Below are 18052 nucleotides of genomic sequence, written 5' to 3' on the forward strand. Positions count from 1 at the left end.
ACTGGCACGTGGAGAGCCGGGAAGTCTGGTCGGCGCACCATTGTCGACCCGCGATCCCCTCCCGGAGGCCCGATGTCGCTTCTTCGCTCCGCTCGCTTTCCCGCCGTCATCCTGCTCGTCGCCGCAGGCCTCGGACTCTTCGTCGCCAACTCGTCCCTGGCGCCCGCCGTCGACGCGGCGATGCACGCCGAGTTCGGCATCCCGGGCGTCTTCGAGCTGAGCCTGTCGCACTGGATCAAGGACGGCCTCCTCGCCGTCTTCTTCTTCGTCGTCGCCGTCGAGCTGCAGTACGAGCTCACGAGCGGGCAGCTCAACTCCGCCCGCAAGGCGCTGCAGCCGGCCATCGCGGCGGCCGGGGGTGTGCTGGTGCCCATCGCGATCTACGCCGCGATGGCGTGGGGCACCGACGCGACGGCAGGATGGCCGATCCCGACGGCGACCGACATCGCCTTCGCGCTCGGCGTGCTCGCGGTGTTCGGCAAGGGGCTGCCGGCGGCGCTGCGGGTCTTCCTCCTCGCGCTCGCCATCCTCGACGACATCGTCGGCATCATCTTCATCGCGGTGCTCTTCACCGACGGGGTGAACATCGCGGCGCTCGCCGGGGCGGCGGTCGCAGTCGTCGCGTTCGGCATCCTGAGCAGGCAGCTCGATACCCGCGCCCGCATCCCGATCGCGGTGGTGCTGGTGCTGCTCGCGATCACCACCTGGGTGCTGGTGTACCTGTCGGGCGTCCACGCGACGATCGCGGGCGTCGTCCTCGGGCTCGCGATGGCGCAGCGGCCCGCGCTGCGCGTGCGGCACGAGCTCGAGCCGTGGGTGAACGTCATCGTGCTGCCGGTGTTCGCGTTCTCCGCCGCGCTGGTGGCCATCCCGTCCGTCCCGCTGTCGCAGCTGTCGCCGGCGTTCTGGGGGGTGCTGGTGGCGCTGCCGGTCGGCAAGATCGTCGGCATCGCGGCGTTCGGCTGGCTGTCGCTGCGCGTCGCGCACCGGGGGAGTGCGCCGCCGCTGGCGTTCGCCGACCTCGTCGCCGCCGGAGCGCTGGGCGGCATCGGGTTCACGGTGTCGCTCCTGCTGTCGGAGCTCGCCTTCACGGATGCTGCCGCCCTGCGCGATCAGGCCACGCTCGGCGTGCTGGCAGGTTCGGTCATCTCGCTCCTGCTGGCCGCGGGCCTCGTATCCTGGCGGGCATGGCATTACCGGCACCGGGCGACGACCGCATCCGCGACGACGTGACAGACGCACGCCCGCACGACGCGGCCGACCCGCTCCGCGAGGCGGCGGAGGTCATGCGCGCGGTCCGCGATCGCTGCGTATGGACGCAGCAGATCGACCATCGCGCGCTGGTGCCCTACCTCGTGGAAGAGAGCGCGGAGCTCATCGACGCCGTCGAGGGCGGCTCTCGCGACGAGTTGCGCGAAGAGCTCGGCGATCTGCTCTGGCAGGTGCTGTTCCACGCCGAGATCGCCTCGCGCGACGAGGCCGCGCCGTTCGACATCGACGACGTCGCACGCGGGCTGACCGACAAGATGGTGCGACGGCATCCGCATGTCTTCGGCGATGCGATCGCGACGACGCCCGAAGAGGTGCTGGTGCACTGGAACGCCGCGAAGGCCGCGGAGAAGAGCACGCGCACGAGCGTGCTGGACGGCGTGAGCGAGCGGATGCCGAGCCTCGCGCTCGCCCAGAAGCTCCTGTCGAAGGCGGCCCAGGCCGGTGTCCCCGCCCCTGTGACGTCGAACCAGGGGATCCCCGCCGACACGGAGGGCGACGCCACCGGTCTCGGCGGAGCTGCCCGGTCTCGGCGAGATATCCGGTCGTTGAGCGAGGGAGCGCCAGTGACCGAGACGAAACGCCTCGAGCCGACGAGCGAGGCCGAGCTCGGCGACGCGCTGCTGGCACTTGTCGCAACCGCCCGCGCGAATGGCTGGGACGCCGAGCGGGCGCTCCGCGAGCGGGTGCGGCGGCTCGAGGGCGACATCCGCGCCGCCGAGTCGATCGGTCGTTGAGCGAGCGAGGAACGAGCGAGACGAAACGCGCTGAGGCGGCGTTCGTCGTGGCTGGGAGGCGTTTCGTCTCGCTTCGCTCGCGCAACGACCCGGAATTGGGCTCGTAGCCCATCTGGAAAGATGGCTCCGTGGCATCCGTCAATCCGCCGCGCGGCATGCGCGACTTCCTCCCCGCTGAAAAGTCCCGTCGTGAGCGCGTGCTCGCCGTCATCCGCGAGCGCTACCGCGCGCACGGGTTCGACGAGATCGAGACGCCCGTCATGGAGGAGTACTCGCGGCTGCACGCGGGCATCGGCGGCGACAACGAGAAGCTCGCCTACAACGTGCTCAAGCGCGGGCTCGACGCCGACGCCATCCGCGGGGCGGCCGATGACCCCGCGAGCCTCACCGACCTCGGGCTGCGCTACGACCTGACCGTGCCGCTCGCGCGCTTCTACGCGACGAATCGCGGGCAGCTGCCGTCGGTGTTCCGGTCCATCCAGATCGCGCCGGTGTGGCGCGCCGAGCGCCCGCAGAAGGGCCGGTACCGCCAGTTCGTGCAGTGCGACATCGACATCATCGGGGATGCCTCGTCCCGCGCCGAGGCCGAACTCGCCGTCGCGACGCTCGACACCCTGGACGCGCTGGGGCTCGAAGGCGGCAGCATCCGCATCAACGACCGGCGCGTGCTCGACTGGATGCTCGACAGCTTCGGCTTCGGCGCCGACGAGCGCCCCGGCGTGCTCATCACGATCGACAAGCTCGACAAGATCGGGCCGGAGGGCATCGTCGCCGAGCTGCGCGAGCGCGCCCTTCGACAGGCTCAGGGATCGGACTCGGCTCAGGGATCGGACTCGGCTGCGGGGTCGGACTCGGCTGCGGGGTCGGACTCGGCTGAGGGATCGGACTCGGCGGCGATCGATGCGTTGGAGGCGTTCCTGCGCCGCCCGGTGACCCTCGATTACCACCCGTACGGTGAGCGCCAGATCCGCAAGGCGCTGCCGGCGGACGCGCCCGACGACATCGTCGCGCACCTCGTCGGCATCGGCGAGGCGGTGGCTGCGGCACGTGCCGCTGTCGCCACCGAGAGCGGCGCCGGCGACATCCCGCTGGTGTTCGACCCGTTCCTGGTGCGGGGCATGGGCTACTACACCGGCACGATCCTGGAGCTCGCCCACCCCTCCGTCGACTACTCGCTCGGCGGCGGTGGTCGCTACGACGGCATGATCGGCCGCTTCCTCGGGCAGGATGTGCCCGCGGTCGGCTTCTCGATCGGCTTCGAGCGCATCGTCGACCTGGTGGCCGAGCAGACGGATGCCGCAGCCCCGGCCGTCGTGCTGGTCCACGATCGCGACGTGCCCGAGGCCGAGCTGCTCGCCCTGAAGGCCGCGCTGGTGCGACAGGGTTCGCGGGTGCGCCTGGAGCAGCGCACGAAGAACCTCAAGGCGCTGCTCGAGCGCGCGGCATCCGACGGCTACACCGCCTTCGCGACGGTCGCGGCGGGCACGACCGCCGCGGCGCTCGAGGTGAAGCCGCTCACCTGACGGGTTCCGCCGGCGTAGGGCGCCGCGTCAGGCTCGCCGCCGGAGCCTGACCGCGCGGTAGGCGATGCCGGCGGCGACGACGACCACGCCGCCCACGACGGACTGCCAGGGCAGCGTCACGGCGAGGACGAGGCATCCGATCGCCCCGACGAGCTGCAGCGCCGCCGGGTAGCGCCGCGCCTCGCCGCGCTGACGCCGCGCCGCGACGTTCGCCACGAAGTAGTACAGCAGCACGCCGAACGACGAGAACCCGATCGCTCCGCGCAGGTCGATCAGTGCCACGAGCACCACCACGACCGCGCCCACGGCGATCTCGGCCCGCAGCGGCACGTGCGTGCGGGGATGCACTCGATCGAGGAACCGGGGCAGATCGGCTTCACGCGACATGGCGAACGTGGTGCGGCTCACACCGGCGATGAGCGCGAGCAGGGCCCCGAGCGACGCGGCCGCGGCGCCCACCCGGACGACCGTGCCGATCCATGTCCATCCCGATCGCACCGCCGCCTCCGCCACCGGCTCTGTCGACGCGGCGACGCCGGCGGGACCCAGCGCGCTCAGCACCGCGACGGCGACCACGGCGTACACCGCGAGCGCGATGAGGAACGCGATCACGATGGCCCGCGGAATCACCCGGCGGGGATCGCGGACCTCTTCGCCCATGGTCGCGATGCGGGCGTAGCCGGCGAACGCGAAGAACAGCAGGCCGGCGGACTGCAGGATGCCGTAGCCGCCGCCCGCCCACAGGGTCTCGGCGGTCAGCCACTCCGGCATCGCGCCCGCCGAGAGCGCCGCCGTGATCCCTGCGGCGAGCGCGCCGAGCGAGACCACGACGATCACCCGGGCGGCGCCCGCCGTGCGCGTCACGCCGAATCCGTTCACGGCCGTGAGCACGACCACCGCCGCGACCGCGACCGGTCGCTCCCACCCGCTCGGAGCGGCGTAGGCGGCGAAGGTCAGCGCCATGGCGGCGCAGCTGGCGATCTTGCCGACCACGAAGCCCCAGCCCGCGATGTACCCCCACCAGGGACCCAGCTCCGCCCGACCGTAGGCATAGGTGCCGCCGGACGTCGGGTGCGCGGCGGCGAGCTGCGCGGACGAGGTCGCGTTGCCGAAGGCGACGACCGCCGCGATCGCCAGGCCGATCAGCAGCCCGGTGCCCGCGGCATCCGCCGCCGGCGCCCACACCGCGAACACGCCGGCGCCGATCATCGAGCCGAGGCCGATGAACACGGCGTCGCCGAGACCGAGGCGGCGCTGGAGTGAGGGGGATGTCACGGGCGAACTTTAGCGCGCGCGGACGAACGGCGGATCCGGGGTTCACGAGACGCCTGCCGACCGCCAGGATGATGCCATGACGCTGCAGATCCACACCGTGCTGGTGCCGTTCGGGCCGGCAACCGCGATCGAGCTGACCGACGCGCAGGTGGCGGAACTCCGCGGCGGCAAGCGGGCCGCGGTCGTGGTCGGCATCGGCGGGCGCTCTGCACGGGTGCGCCTCGCCGTGATGGACGGCCGGAACGTCATCGGGCTCTCGAAGGCGGTGCGCGCCGACCTGCGCGTCGAGATCGGCGACGAAGTGGACGCGACCGTCGCACTCGACACGGAGGAGCGCGACGTCGAGGTTCCGGCGGACCTCGCCACAGCCCTGGACGCCGGCGGTGTGCGCCCCGCATTCGACGCGCTGTCGCTCAGCCGGCGCAAGGAGCTCGCGCGCTCCGTGTCGGAAGCCCAGCGCCCCGAGACCCGCGAGCGCCGCATCGCGGCCGTGCTGGGAGCGCTCGCGGGCGCCTGACCGCCCGAACCCCGCGCGTCACCGGGGTGACGGCATCCGTTCACCCGCGTGTTGTGGCATGTCGGCATGTCCCGCGTGCGTGACCTCTCGCCCGCTGCCGTCGCCGCGGCCTCGGCCGGCGCCGTGCTCGGTGCCGGGCTCATCGTGTTCGGCGGCCGGGCAGTGCTGGCGCGGCAGGCAGCGCTGGCGCGTCGCCGGATCGGCAAGCCGCTGGGGGAGGAGGCGCTGGACGCCGACCGCGTGTGGGCCCGTCGCTTCGGAGGCGAGCCGATCGAGCTCGTCGTGCTCGGAGACTCGATCGCCGCGGGGCTGGGTGCCGAGCGCCGCAAGGACACCCTGGGCGCCCGGCTCGCGAAGGGGCTCGCGCGCAGGACGCAGCGGCCGGTGCGGCTGCGGACGGCGGCGATAGTCGGAGCGGAGTCGTCGGTGCTCGACGACCAGGTCGACGCCCTGCCCGCCGACTACGTGCCGGACGCGGCGGTGATCGTGGTGGGCGGCAACGACATCACCCACCGTGTGCCCGTGACGACCTCGGTCGCCCACCTCGAGAAGGCGATCCTGCGGCTGCGCGCGCGGGGCGCTGTCGTGGTCGTGGGAACGTGCCCCGATCTGGGCGCCCTGCGCCCGGTGCCGCAGCCCCTGCGGGCGCTCGGCTCGCGGCTGTCGCGCCAACTCGCCGAAGCACAGGCCGAGGCTGCATCGCGGTGCGGAGCGCGCCCGGTGTCGCTGCGTCGAGCGGTGGGCCCGTTCTTCGTGACCCAGCCGGACGAGATGTTCAGTCTCGACCGGTTCCATCCGAGCGCGCTGGGGTACCGGCGGACCGCCGAGGCGCTGCTGCCCGCGATACTCAAGGAGCTGACCGCGGCGCGCGCGCTGGTGGAGTGACCTACGGCTGCCGCGCCGACTGACGCTCGCCCGACTCGGCGCCCGACTCGGACAACGGCGCGGGAACCGGCGACGAGACGCTCGTCGTAGCCGCGGTGACGCGCTTCTTCTCGCGCACGTACACCTCGCGCCGCACCCTCGCGACGACGTCGCCCGCGGCATCCGTGATGTCGGTCTCGAACCATTCGAGCACCTTCGCGCCGCCTCGAGCGCGTTCGCGCAGCTCCTCGGCCTTCTTGCGCGGCACCTCGAAGCGCGCCGTGAGCACCCCGCGTCCGGGCTTCAGGAACTCGATCTCGCCGCGCGTGTCCCAGACGACGTAGTCGCGCCCGAGCTGGTGCATGACGAGCATGAAGAAGTACGGGTCGGTCATCGCCGACATCGATCCGCCGAACGCCGTCTTGACGTAGTTGCGGGTGACGACGTTGACGTGCAGTTCGACGGTGGCGCTCGTCCAGTCGTCGGCGAACCTCTTCACGCGGATGCCGCTGCACAGGTTGGGGATCCACAGGCTCATGCCGAGAGCGAGGCGTCGGGGAGTCACACGCATGGTTTTCAGCATGGCCGAGGACGCGTGAGCCGGGAATTCGATTGGGCGATCTCCACAAATGGTTCCGGTACTTGTTCTAGTGCTAGTAGAGTTAGCGTCATGCTGGTTCGCATTGATCCCGAGAGCGAAGCGCCCTTGTTCGCGCAGATCGCCGCATCCGTCCGAGCGGATGCCGCGGCCGGCCGGGTGCGCCCGGGAGACCGGTTGCCGGCAGCCCGTGATATCGCCGCCGCCCTGGGGGTGAACGTGCACACCGTGCTGCACGCCTACCAGGACCTGCGCGATGAAGGTCTCGTCGAACTGCGGCGCGGCCGCGGCGCGGTCGTCACCGGGCAGGCCGCGACCCTCGAGACGCTTCACCACGACATCCAGGACCTCGTCGCGCGGGCGCACGCGGCGGGGCTGCCGCCCGACGCACTCGCCGCCCTCGTGAAGGAGATCGCGACCCATGACAACCGCACACCCGGCTGACCGCCCCGACCCCGTTGTTCGTCGCTTCCTCCTGGTCGCGGTGGGGATGCCCATCGTGCTCGTCGCGATCGGCGTCGCCGTGCAGCTGGTGCTGCTGCCGCAGGTGCCGGCGACGATCGCGACCCACTGGAACGGCGCCGGCGAAGCGGACGGCTTCGCACCCGCCTGGACGCAGCCGCTGGCGACCGCGGCATTCGGCCTCGGCATCCCGGCGCTCATCGCGCTGACGACGCTGCCGGGGCTCCGTCGCGGAGAACGGGGCGTGACATACCGGCTGATGGGCGCAACCGCCGCGGCGACCTCGGCACTGACGACGGTGGCGTTCACGTGGACCTTCGCAGCACAGGCGGCGTCCCTCAACGCGGCGAATCCGCCCTCCATATGGCTGCCCCTCGCTGGCTCGCTCGTGGCAGCTGTCGCCGTCGGTGTGGCCGCTTGGTACGCGCAGCCGCCGCAGGATGCGATGGATGCCGCAGTCCGGCCCGCTGTCCCGCTGGCGCTTGGCACCAGTGAACGCGCTGTGTGGGTGCGCGCCACAGCCATGAGCACGGGCGCTGCCGTGGGGATCTTAGCCGCGGTGCTCGCCGTCGCCGTCGCGGCTGTCGTGGCGTGGACGACGGGTGCGCAGATCGGCCTCGCATGGCTGCTCACCGGCCTCGCGCTGCTGCTCCTGGCCTTCGCTGCCACGACGCTGGCGTTCCACGTCCGCGTCGACGACAGCGGGCTGCACGTCGACTCGGTGCTCGGCATCCCGCGATTCCACGTGCCGCTCGCCGACATCGAGTCGGCCGCGCGCGTCGACGTGAACCCGATGGGCGAGTTCGGCGGCTGGGGGCTGCGGCTGTCGACCGGCCGGCGCTTCGGAGTCGTGCTGCGCTCCGGCGAGGCGATCGAGGTGCTCCGCCGCAGCGGCAAGCGTTTCGTCGTGACCGTCGACGACGCCGACACCGGCGCCGCACTGCTCGAGGCCCTGGTCAGCCGGGCGGCCTCGAGGCCTTGACGCCCGGTCGGCGGGCGGATTGGCTGAGGAGATGGCTGAACCCGCACCCGACACCTGGCCGACTCCCGAGAAGTGGTCGCGCGTGGACGCGTACCTGACCGAGCTGCTGGTCGGTCACGATCCGGATCTCGAGCGGGCGGTCGCCGATCAGGAGCGCGCCGGGCTCCCGGCGATCGAGGTCGCGCCCGTCAACGGCAAGCTGCTGCATCTCATGGCACGCATATCGGGCGCCCGCCGGGTGCTCGAGGTGGGGACGCTGGCCGCATACTCGACGATCTGGCTGGCCCGCGGCATCCCGCGCGACGGCCGTGTCGTGACGATCGAGGCGGAGCCGCGCAACGCCGAGCTCGCCCGAGCCAACCTCGAGCGTGCGGGCGTCGGCGACAAGGTCGAGATCCGGCTCGGCCGCGGCGCCGACGTGCTGCCCACCCTCGCCGGCGACGAGCCGTTCGACCTGGTCTTCATCGACGCCGACAAGGAATCCAACACGATCTACCTCGACTGGGCGGCGCGGCTGGGACGGCCGGGCACGGTCGTGATGGTCGACAACACCGTGCGCGGCGGCGAGGTCGCCAATCCCGCGACCGAGAATCCGCAGATCATCGGTGTGCAGCGCGGTCTCGAGATGCTCGGCCGTGACCCCCGCTTCGATGCGACGGCCATCCAGACGCTCGACGCCAAGGGCTATGACGGCATCGCCATCGCGCTGGTCGTCTGACGGACGAAGGTCGTCGTCACAACGCGGTGGCGGGTCACTAGGCTGAGGGGCGGACCGACGACGCTCCAGCGAATCACCCTAAGCAAGGAGAACCCCTGTGGCACAGATCGAGGCTGTAGGCGCCCGCGAGATCCTCGACTCGCGTGGAAACCCGACTGTCGAGGTGGAGGTGCTGCTGGACGATGGCATCGTCCAGCGTGCGGCCGTGCCGTCCGGCGCGTCGACCGGCGCTTTCGAGGCGTATGAGCTGCGCGACGGCGACAAGAGCCGCTACAGCGGCAAGGGCGTCCTGAAGGCCGTCGCGGCCGTCATCGACGAGCTCGGTCCGGCCATCGAGGGTGTCGAGGCGAGCGAGCAGCGCGTCATCGACGAGATCCTCATCGCCACCGACGGCACCGAGAACAAGTCGCGTTGCGGCGCGAACGCCATCCTCGGCGTCTCGCTCGCGGTGGCCAAGGCGGCCGCGGACTCGGCCGACCTGCCCCTCTTCCGCTACCTGGGCGGCCCGAACGCGCACGTCCTGCCCGTCCCACTGTTCAACGTGATCAACGGTGGGCAGCACGCCGACAACGGGATCGACTTCCAGGAGTTCTTCCTCGCCCCCATCGGCGCGGAGACGTACACCGAGGCGCTCCGCTGGGGCACCGAGGTCTACCACGTCCTCAAGGGCGAGCTGAAGGCCGCCGGCTTCGCCACCGGGCTCGGCGACGAGGGCGGCTTCGCGCCCGACCTCCCGAACAACCGCGAGGGCCTCGACTTCCTGATCCAGGCGATCGAGAAGGCAGGCTTCACCCCGGGCACGGACATCGGCGTCGGACTCGACGTCGCCGCGAGCGAGTTCTTCGAGGACGGCGTCTACACCGTCGAGGGCAACCCGTGGTCGGCCGAGAAGCTGACCGATTACTTCGCCGACCTCGTCGCGAACTACCCCGTCGTCACGATCGAGGACGCCCTCGACGAGGATGACTGGGACGCGTGGAAGGTTCTCACCGACAAGATCGGCTCGCAGGTGCAGCTGGTCGGCGACGACCTCTTCGTCACCAACCCCACCCGCCTGCAGAAGGGCATCGACCTCGGGGTCGGCAACGCGCTGCTGGTGAAGGTCAACCAGATCGGCACGCTGTCCGAGACGCTCGACGCCATCGCCCTGGCCACCCAGAACGGCTACCGCTCGATGCTGTCGCACCGCTCGGGCGAGACCGAGGACACCACGATCGCCGACCTGGCAGTCGCCGTCAACGCGGGTCAGATCAAGACCGGCGCGCCCGCTCGCAGCGAGCGCGTCGCGAAATACAATCAGCTTCTGCGCATCGAAGAGGAGCTCGGCGAGGCCGCGGTGTTCGCGGGCCGTGGAGCCTTCCCCCGGTTCAAGGGCTGATGCGCTGACAGCGTGAGAAGTCGCGCCGCAGGGCGAGCGCGTAGGGAAGGGGGAGCCGTGGCCAAGACGACGGCTCCCCCTTCTCGTACTCCGAGAGCGACCTCTTCCGCCGCCGCGGCGCGCCGACGGCCCGTCAGCGGACGGCGCCCCGTCGATGTGCGGGGATGGCTCGGCGGCATCCGTCTCTCGGGCTTCATGGTCATCATGATGGGCCTGGTCGTGCTCGCCGCCTTCGTTCTCGTGCCGACGATCGGCACCTACGTCGACCAGCGTCAGCAGGTGGCCGCCCTCGAGGCGGCGGTGCAGCTCAGCCGCGACGAGGTCGCCGACCTCGAGTCGCAGCGCGAGCGGTGGCAGGACCCCGCCTACATCACGACGCAGGCGCGCGAGCGGCTGTACTACGTCCAGCCCGGCGAGGTCGTCTACCTCGTCGACGACGATCTGCCGCCCGAACTCGAGCCCCAGGAGCAGGAGCCGGTGAGCGACGAGCTCCAGGCCGCCGACGCGGACTGGATGGCGAAGCTGATGCGCTCCGTGACCGAGGCCGGGCTCGCGCAGACGGTGGCGCCGGTGACGGTGGGCGTGCCCGATCCCGAACCCTCGCCCACGCCGACGCCGTGAATGACGGCGACCGGCACGGCCCGCTCGGCCGCCACCCGGTCCAGCACCGTCCCAGGTGCCGCCGGTACCCTGGGCCCGACCAAGGAGCTGCTCTGTGACGACCCCGCCGTACCCCCCTGTCAGCGATGCCGACCTCGCCGTGCTTCGCGAACAGCTCGGTCGCCCGGCGCGCGGAGTCGTCGGGATCGCCGCGCGCTGCGTGTGCGGCAACCCCACCGTGGTGGCCACCTCTCCCCGGCTTCCCGACGGCACGCCGTTCCCCACGTTCTACTACCTCACCCACCCCGCCGCGACCGCCGCGATGTCGGTCCTCGAAGCCGACCACGTGATGCGCGAGCTCTCGGATCTGCTGTCCGACGAAGAGGTCGCCGCCGCCTACCGGCTCGCCCACGAGGCGTACCTCGGCGACCGCTCGGCCTTCGGCGAGGTGGAGGAGATCGCCGGCATCTCGGCGGGCGGCATGCCGACACGCGTCAAGTGCCTGCACGCGCTCGCCGGGCACGCGCTCGCCGCCGGTCCGGGAGTCAATCCGATCGGCGACCGCGCGCTCGCGCTGTCGTCCTGGTCGCCCGAGCGCTGCGTCTGCGCCGAGCCGGGGTCCAGCGGATGATCCGCCGGCTGGTCGCGGTCGTCGCCTCGGCGACCGTCGCTGCGGCTCTCGTCGTCGCGGCCCCGGCGACAGCCGTGGCGGCACCGGCGCCCGCCGGGGAAGACCCGGTGCGCGCCGCCGAGTACTGGCTCGCCGGCTACGGCATCGAGAAGGCGTGGGAGACCACGCGCGGCGCCGGCGTCAAGGTCGCCGTCATCGACACCGGCATCGGCCGTGGGCCCGTGGAACTGGACGGCGCTGTCGCCGGCGGCACGGATGTCTCCGGTGCCGGCTCGTCCGACGGACGAACGCCCCTGGGCACGGTCGACAGCGATCACGGCAGCTGGGTCGCCTCCCTCGCGGCGGGGCGGGGCACGGGGCCGGACACGGGCATGATCGGCGTCGCCCCCGAGGCGCAGCTGCTGTCGGTGTCGGTCGCCTTCGGATCGTCGGCGAAGCGGCCGTTCTCCGACCAGATCGCGGACGCGATCCGCTGGTCGGTCGACAACGGCGCCGACGTCATCAACATGTCGCTCACCACGAACGTGCCGGACTGGCCCGAGAGCTGGGACGATGCGTTCCTCTATGCGTTCGATCACGACGTCGTCATCGTGGTGGCCGCCGGCAACCGGGGAAGTGGCACCACCCGCGTCGGCGCGCCGGCGACCATCCCGGGCGTGCTGACCGTCGGCGGTGTCGACCGCTCCGGAAAAGCGAGCGTCGACGCGTCCACACAGGGCATCACGATCGGCGTGTCGGCGCCGAGCGAAGAGCTCATCGGCGTCTCGGCCGATTCCACCCTCGTCTCGTGGGACGGCACGAGCGGCGCCGCGCCGATCGTCGCCGGGATCGCGGCGCTCGTGCGGGCGGCGCACCCCGAACTCGACGCGGCGAACGTCATCAACCGCATCGTCAAGACCGCCCGACCCGTCGGCGAGGACCCCCAGACCCGGCTGCTGTACGGCTTCGGACTGGTGGATGCCGCAGCCGCCGTCTCGGCGAGCGTACCCAGCGTGACGGCCAACCCGATGGGCAGCCTCGAGGACTGGGTGCGGCTGTATCGCCGGGCGCCCGTCGCGCCGACGCCCGAGGCGCCGGCGCCCGCCGCGGAGGTGCCGCCACTGCCCGAAGCCGATGCGCCCACGCGGGTCACCTCGCCGATGCTGCCCGATCGGGACACCGTGCTCTACGGCACCCTGCCGCTCCTCTTGGCCACAGCGACGGCTATACTGGTGGCGCTCGGCGTCACCGCTGCTGTCCGACGCATCCGATTGGCGTCCCGCGCGCCGAGCCGCTGACACAGGAGGAGTACTCCAAACCGTGACCAACACCGTGCCCAAGATCCTCATCGTCGGTGGCGGATACGCAGGCTTCTACACGGCCTGGAAGCTCGAGAAGCATCTGCGCAGGGGCGAGGCGGACGTGACGATCGTCGATCCGCTTCCCTACATGACCTACCAGCCGTTCCTCCCTGAGGTCGCGGCCGGCTCGATCGAGGCGCGCCACTCCGTCGTGGCTCTGCGCCGCCACCTCAAGCGCACCAACGTCGTCGCCGCCAAGGTGACCGGCATCAACCACGCCGGCAAGGTCGCCACGATCACCCCGATCGCGGGCGAGCCGTACGAGTTCGAGTACGACCAGATCGTGGTCACCGCGGGCGCCGTGTCGCGCACGTTCCCGATCCCGGGGATCGCCGACAACGCGATCGGCCTGAAGACGATCGAAGAGGCCGTCGCGATCCGCGACAAGCTGATGTCGAACTTCGACAAGGCGTCGACGCTTCCCCCGGGTCCGGACCGCGACCGGCTGCTGACCGTCGTGGTGGTCGGCGGCGGGTTCGCCGGCATCGAGGTGTTCGCCGAGCTGCGCTCGCTCGCCTCGTCGCTGGTCAAGAGCTACCCCCAGATCACATTCGACGACACGCACTTCCACCTCATCGAGGCCATGAGCCGCATCATGCCCGAGGTGTCGCTGAAGACGAGCGAGTGGGTGCTCAAGAACCTCGCCCAGCGCGGCGCCTCGGTGCACCTCGACACGCAGGTGACCGGTGCCGTGGGCGGCAACATCGAGCTCTCCACGGGCGAGACGATCCCGAGCGACCTCATCATCTGGACCGCCGGCGTCATGGCGAACCCCACGGTGGTGCGCGGCGGCGACCTTCCCGTCGAGGAGCGTGGTCGCATCCGCACCCGCGCCGACCTGCGGGTGGGCAGCGAGGACGAGATCGTCGAGGGCGCCTGGGCGGCCGGCGACGTGTCCGCCGTGCCCGACCTCACCGGCGGCGGGGTGGGCGGCTACTGCGTCCCCAACGCTCAGCACGCGGTGCGCCAGGCGAAGCTGCTCGCGAAGAACCTCGTGGGCGTGCTGCGCGGCGAGCTGCCGCGCGAGTACTACCACAAGAACCTCGGCGCCGTCGCGGGCCTCGGACTCTGGGTCGGCGTGTTCCAGTCCGGCAAACTCGCGCTCAAGGGCCCCATCGCCTGGCTCGCCCACCGTGGCTACCACGGTCTGGCGATGCCGTCGTGGGAGCGCAAGTGGCGCGTGCTGTGGGGCTGGTGGAACAACTTCTGGCTCGGCCGCGACATGGTGAACCTGTCGACGGTGCAGAGCCCGCGTTACGTCTTCGAAGAGTTCGCGGCGCGTCCGCGTCCGCCGCAGCCCGTCGAGGCCCCGGCGGAGCAGGCGGCCCCGGCTGCCCCGGCCAAGAAGGCTCCCGCGCGCAAGGCGCCGGCGAAGGCCGCTGCGGCCGACGCCGGAAAGGTCGCCGCCAACTGACGTCGCACGGTCTCGCGCTCTCTCGGAGCGCCCCGGCCCGCCGCAGGCTCGTCTGAGAAGATGAGCCTGCGGCGTTCGTGTTCCCGGCGGACCGCGATCCGCCCCCGTAGCCCAATGGCAGAGGCAGGCGACTTAAAATCGCTTCAGTCTGGGTTCGAATCCCAGCGGGGGCACCGGCTGACCCCTCCCGATCGTCGAGAAGACGCGCTAACCTGGGCAAAAGTGCCGAAGGAGCCCCGACATGAGCGGCAACAGCACGGAGGACCGAGGCGCGAGCGGGCGCGAAGCACCCAGGAGCGGATGGTGGTGGAAGCTCACCGCCCTGTTCATGGGCGCGCCGCCGATCGCTGTCTGGGGCGCCGAGGAAGAGGTCGAACAGGAGCGCGCCTCGAAGCCGAAGGACTGAGGCACGCCCGTCGCCTGTCGCGCGCCGACCAGCGGCATCGGAGACGGTCGTGGGAGGCGTCCTCCGCACTCTAGGCTGGTGCGATGCGCACGCACCCGAAGCGAGCCGTATGAGTCTCGATCTGCTGTCCACACCCAGGACGACGAAGCCCTGGGCCCACCCCGCCTCCTACTGGGACGCGATGACCGCTGCCCTCGCCGAGGTCAGCGGCCCCGTCGCCGCCATCAACGCCGAGGCCCTCCGCTACAACGCCCTCGACCTCGTCGTGCGCGCCGGCGGTGTCCCGATCCGCGTCGCGAGCAAGTCCGTGCGCGTGCGCGAAGTCCTCGACGCGGTTCTCGCTCTGCCGGGCTACGGCGGCATCCTCGCCTTCACGCTTCCCGAGGCGCTGTGGCTCGCCGAGACCACGGACGACATCGTGCTGGGCTACCCGACGACCGATCGCGCGGCGATCGCGGCCCTCGCGGCCGACGAGGCCGCCGCAGCGCGGGTCACCCTGATGGTCGACGACCTCGCACAGCTCGACCTCGTCGACGCCATCGCGGCCCCGGGCACGCGTTCCGAGATCCGTGTCGCGATCGACGCCGACGCCTCCTGGCGGGCTCCTGGCCTCGGCCACATCGGGGTGCTGCGCTCGCCCGTGCATGAGGCGGGGGAGGTCGCCGCCCTGGCGCGCGCGATCGCCGCGCGCCCCGGGTTCCGGCTGGTCGGCCTGATGATGTACGAAGCCCAGATCGCCGGTCAGGGCGATGCGACGGGATCTGGTGATGCCGTCATCCGGTGGATGCAGCGTCGCTCGGCGTCCGAGCTTCTCGACCGCCGCGCCGCGATCGTCGCCGCCCTGCACGACATCGCGCCCCTGGAGTTCGTCAACGGGGGTGGGACCGGATCGCTCGAGCTGACGGCATCCGATCAGTCCGTCACCGAGGTGACCGCCGGCAGCGGTCTGCTGGCCGGCCACCTGTTCGACGGCTACCGCGCGTTCGATCCCGCGCCGGCCGCGGCGTTCGCCCTCGAGGTCGTGCGCAAGCCGGCGCCCGACGTCGCCACCGTGCTCGGCGGCGGGTGGATCGCGTCCGGTCCCGCACTCGAGTCGCGTCAGCCGCGCGCCGTGTCGCCCGCGGGGCTGCGCATGGCACCGCGTGAAGGTGCCGGCGAAGTGCAGACTCCGCTGCGTGGCGACGCGGCGCGCGCCCTTCGCGTGGGCGACCGCGTGTGGTTCCGCCATTCCAAGAGCGGCGAGCTCGCCGAGCGCGTCCTCAGCTACCACCTGGTCGACGGGGACGCCCGCGTGGGGGAGCTGCCGACGTACCGCGGCGAGGGGAAGGCGTTCCTGTGACGCGCCCGGGCGGCATATGGCGCAACTGGGCGAGGACGGAGTCGGTACGGCCTCAGCGTGTGGAGTTCCCGCCGACGGTTGCGGCGGTGCAGCGCGCCGTGGTCGCCGCTGCGGCTCAGCACATCCCCATCAAGGCGGTGGGCGCCGGTCACAGCTTCACCGGCATCGCCGTCGCACCCGGCGCGCTGCTCGAGCTGCGAGACCTCAGCGGCCTCGTCTCGGTCGACGTCGACCGTGGCCGCGTGACGCTCCTCGCCGGCACGCGCCTGCACCGCGTGCCCGCGCTCCTGGCGCCTTTCGGTCTCGCGATGGAGAACCTGGGCGACATCGACCGCCAGTCGATCGCCGGGGCGATCTCGACCGGCACACACGGCACCGGCGCCCGCTTCGGCGGCCTCGCGGCCCAGGTGGTGGGTGCGACGCTGGTGACGGCATCCGGCGATCTCCTCACCGTGAACGAGGATGAGAACCCCGAACTGGTGCCCGCCGTGGCACTCGGACTCGGCGCGCTCGGGATCCTGGTGGACGTCACGCTGCAGTGCGTGCCGGCGTACGTGCTGCACGCGATGGAGCAGCCCGAGTCTCTCGACGAGGTGCTGACGGCGCTCGACGAGCGCGTCGCGGCCGCTGACCACTTCGAGTTCTACTGGTTCCCCCACACCGACCGCGCGATGACGAAGACCAACACCCGGCTGCCCGAGAGCGCCCCTCGGCATCCGCTCGCTCCGGTCGGCAAGTGGATAGACGACACCCTCGTCGGCAGCGGCCTGCACCAGATCGCCTGCTCGACCGGTCGCGCGATCCCCGCGCTCGTGCCCACCATCAACCGCGTGTCGGCGAGGATCTGGGGTGACCGGGAGTTCACGGATGCCTCCGCCCGCGTGTTCGCGACCAGTCGGTCCGTGCGGTTCCGTGAGATGGAGTACGCCCTGCCGGCGGCCAACGTCCGCCCTGCCTTCGAGGCGCTCCGCGCTCTGATCGACGATCGCGGATGGCGCATCGGGTTCCCGGTCGAGGTGCGATTCGCGGCGGCCGACGACCGCTGGCTGTCGACCGCCCACGGGCGTGCGTCGGGCTACATCGCGGTTCACCGGTACTGGCGTGAGGATCCCACGGAGTACTTCGAGGAGGTCGAGCAGCTCATGCTCGCGTTCGGGGGGCGTCCGCACTGGGGCAAGATGCACACCCTCGACGCGGCGGCTCTGCGTGAGCGGCATCCGCGCTTCGACGACTTCGTCGCGCTGCGCGACCGCCTCGACCCGGAGCGGCTGTTCCGCAACCCGTATCTCGACCGCGTCCTCGGTGGGTAACGGCTGAGAGTCCCGGGATCGCCATCATGTGCGGTGGGCGTGCGTCGGTAGGATGAGGTCACTACCGAACGGAGCCTCGGCACATGGAATGGCTGATCCCAGTCCTTATCGTGGTGGCGCTCGCCGTCATCGTGGGCATCTATCTCTGGGCGACGTACAACTCGCTCGTCCAGCTGAACGTGCGCGTCGACGAGGCGTGGAGCGACATCACCGTCCAGCTCAAGCGTCGAGCGGACCTGCTGCCGAATCTCATCGAGGTGGTAAAGGGCTACGCCACGCACGAGAAGGCGGTCTTCGAACGCGTGACGCAGGCGCGCGCCGACACGCTGTCTGCCACCGGCCCGGCTGAGGCGGGGGCCGCCGAGGGGCGCATGCAGCAGGCGCTGAAGTCCCTGTTCGCCGTCGCCGAGGCATACCCGCAGCTGCAGGCGAGCCAGAACTTCCTCCAGCTGCAGCAGTCGATCGTCGACACCGAAGACAAGATCCAGGCTTCCCGCCGCTTCTACAACGGCGGTGTGCGCGAGTTGAACACCAAGATCAAGGTCTTCCCGAACAACCTGTTCGCGCGGAACCTCGGCTTCTTCGAGCGCGAGTTCTTCGAGGTCATCGACGGTGCCGCGATCTCGGAGCCGCCGCGCGTGCAGTTTTGACGCGACTCGGATCAATGCGAGCGCCGGCGAGTGTTGACG

Annotated in this window: 19 protein-coding genes and 1 tRNA gene; 18 read left to right on the forward strand and 2 right to left on the reverse strand. The window is 71.3% G+C overall.

Annotated elements, in window-relative coordinates; translation table 11 throughout:
* Positions 1–72 precede the first annotated feature (72 nt).
* The 3 genes from nhaA (at position 73) to B2K11_RS12720 (ending at position 3529) form a co-directional block, all read left to right on the forward strand.
* Positions 73–1233, forward strand: coding sequence for a Na+/H+ antiporter NhaA (nhaA, locus tag B2K11_RS12710; RefSeq protein WP_163618653.1), 1161 nt, complete (start codon positions 73–75; stop codon positions 1231–1233).
* Between the two features lie 53 nt (positions 1234–1286).
* Positions 1287–2006 carry a MazG family protein gene (locus tag B2K11_RS12715; RefSeq protein ID WP_163618698.1) on the forward strand — a complete coding sequence of 240 codons (720 nt, stop codon included), beginning with the start codon at positions 1287–1289 and terminating at the stop codon, positions 2004–2006.
* A gap of 155 nt (positions 2007–2161) precedes the next feature.
* Positions 2162–3529, forward strand: coding sequence for an ATP phosphoribosyltransferase regulatory subunit (locus tag B2K11_RS12720; RefSeq protein WP_163618699.1), 1368 nt, complete (start codon positions 2162–2164; stop codon positions 3527–3529).
* Positions 3530–3556: 27 nt separating this feature from the next.
* Here the strand turns inward: B2K11_RS12720 and B2K11_RS12725 are convergent, their stop codons facing one another.
* Positions 3557–4804, reverse strand: a complete 1248-nt coding sequence (locus B2K11_RS12725) for an amino acid permease (RefSeq protein ID WP_163618654.1) — start codon at positions 4802–4804, stop codon at positions 3557–3559.
* A 76-nt stretch (positions 4805–4880) separates the two neighbouring features.
* Here B2K11_RS12725 and B2K11_RS12730 point away from each other — a divergent pair, with 76 nt between their 5' ends.
* Entirely contained in the window at positions 4881–5321 is a 441-nt protein-coding gene (locus B2K11_RS12730) for a YdeI/OmpD-associated family protein (RefSeq protein ID WP_163618655.1), read from the forward strand.
* A 66-nt stretch (positions 5322–5387) separates the two neighbouring features.
* A complete protein-coding gene (locus tag B2K11_RS12735; protein WP_163618656.1) occupies positions 5388–6206 on the forward strand; it encodes an SGNH/GDSL hydrolase family protein in 819 nt (272 codons plus the stop codon).
* A gap of 1 nt (position 6207) precedes the next feature.
* Here B2K11_RS12735 and B2K11_RS12740 read toward each other — a convergent pair whose 3' ends face one another.
* The gene (locus B2K11_RS12740) at positions 6208–6756 is read right to left on the reverse strand and encodes a DUF4442 domain-containing protein (RefSeq protein ID WP_239526008.1); all 549 of its coding nucleotides are present in this window, start codon (positions 6754–6756) and stop codon (positions 6208–6210) included.
* A gap of 99 nt (positions 6757–6855) precedes the next feature.
* Here B2K11_RS12740 and B2K11_RS12745 point away from each other — a divergent pair, with 99 nt between their 5' ends.
* From B2K11_RS12745 to B2K11_RS12805, 13 genes are all read left to right on the forward strand, one after another.
* Entirely contained in the window at positions 6856–7227 is a 372-nt protein-coding gene (locus tag B2K11_RS12745; protein WP_163618657.1) for a GntR family transcriptional regulator, read from the forward strand.
* A complete protein-coding gene (locus tag B2K11_RS12750; protein WP_163618658.1) occupies positions 7205–8227 on the forward strand; it encodes a DUF1648 domain-containing protein in 1023 nt (340 codons plus the stop codon). Before B2K11_RS12745 ends, B2K11_RS12750 begins: the two co-directional genes overlap by 23 nt.
* Before the next feature lie 31 nt (positions 8228–8258).
* Positions 8259–8945, forward strand: a complete 687-nt coding sequence (locus B2K11_RS12755; RefSeq protein WP_163618659.1) for an O-methyltransferase — start codon at positions 8259–8261, stop codon at positions 8943–8945.
* A gap of 97 nt (positions 8946–9042) precedes the next feature.
* Positions 9043–10323: a phosphopyruvate hydratase gene (eno, locus tag B2K11_RS12760; protein ID WP_163618660.1), complete on the forward strand. Its 1281-nt coding sequence runs from the start codon at positions 9043–9045 to the stop codon at positions 10321–10323.
* Positions 10324–10380: 57 nt separating this feature from the next.
* Entirely contained in the window at positions 10381–10944 is a 564-nt protein-coding gene (locus B2K11_RS12765; RefSeq protein WP_239526010.1) for a septum formation initiator family protein, read from the forward strand.
* Between the two features lie 94 nt (positions 10945–11038).
* Positions 11039–11554, forward strand: coding sequence for a DUF501 domain-containing protein (locus B2K11_RS12770; protein ID WP_163618661.1), 516 nt, complete (start codon positions 11039–11041; stop codon positions 11552–11554).
* On the forward strand, positions 11551–12831 hold the full coding sequence (locus B2K11_RS12775; RefSeq protein ID WP_163618662.1) for a S8 family serine peptidase: 1281 nt from the start codon (positions 11551–11553) through the stop codon (positions 12829–12831). Before B2K11_RS12770 ends, B2K11_RS12775 begins: the two co-directional genes overlap by 4 nt.
* A 34-nt stretch (positions 12832–12865) precedes the next feature.
* Positions 12866–14308, forward strand: a complete 1443-nt coding sequence (locus B2K11_RS12780) for an FAD-dependent oxidoreductase (protein ID WP_163618701.1) — start codon at positions 12866–12868, stop codon at positions 14306–14308.
* 100 nt (positions 14309–14408) lie between these two features.
* Positions 14409–14481, forward strand: a tRNA-Leu gene (locus tag B2K11_RS12785).
* A gap of 68 nt (positions 14482–14549) precedes the next feature.
* Positions 14550–14714: a hypothetical protein gene (locus B2K11_RS12790; protein WP_163618663.1), complete on the forward strand. Its 165-nt coding sequence runs from the start codon at positions 14550–14552 to the stop codon at positions 14712–14714.
* Between the two features lie 109 nt (positions 14715–14823).
* Complete coding sequence (locus tag B2K11_RS12795; protein WP_163618664.1) at positions 14824–16053, forward strand: alanine racemase; 1230 nt, start codon at positions 14824–14826, stop codon at positions 16051–16053.
* Positions 16050–17363: a D-arabinono-1,4-lactone oxidase gene (locus tag B2K11_RS12800; RefSeq protein ID WP_163618665.1), complete on the forward strand. Its 1314-nt coding sequence runs from the start codon at positions 16050–16052 to the stop codon at positions 17361–17363. Before B2K11_RS12795 ends, B2K11_RS12800 begins: the two co-directional genes overlap by 4 nt.
* Before the next feature lie 83 nt (positions 17364–17446).
* Complete coding sequence (locus B2K11_RS12805; protein ID WP_163618666.1) at positions 17447–18013, forward strand: LemA family protein; 567 nt, start codon at positions 17447–17449, stop codon at positions 18011–18013.
* Positions 18014–18052: the final 39 nt, after the last annotated feature.

The sequence above is a fragment of the Microbacterium sp. B35-30 genome, assembly GCF_010634855.1.
Lineage (GTDB): Bacteria > Actinomycetota > Actinomycetes > Actinomycetales > Microbacteriaceae > Microbacterium.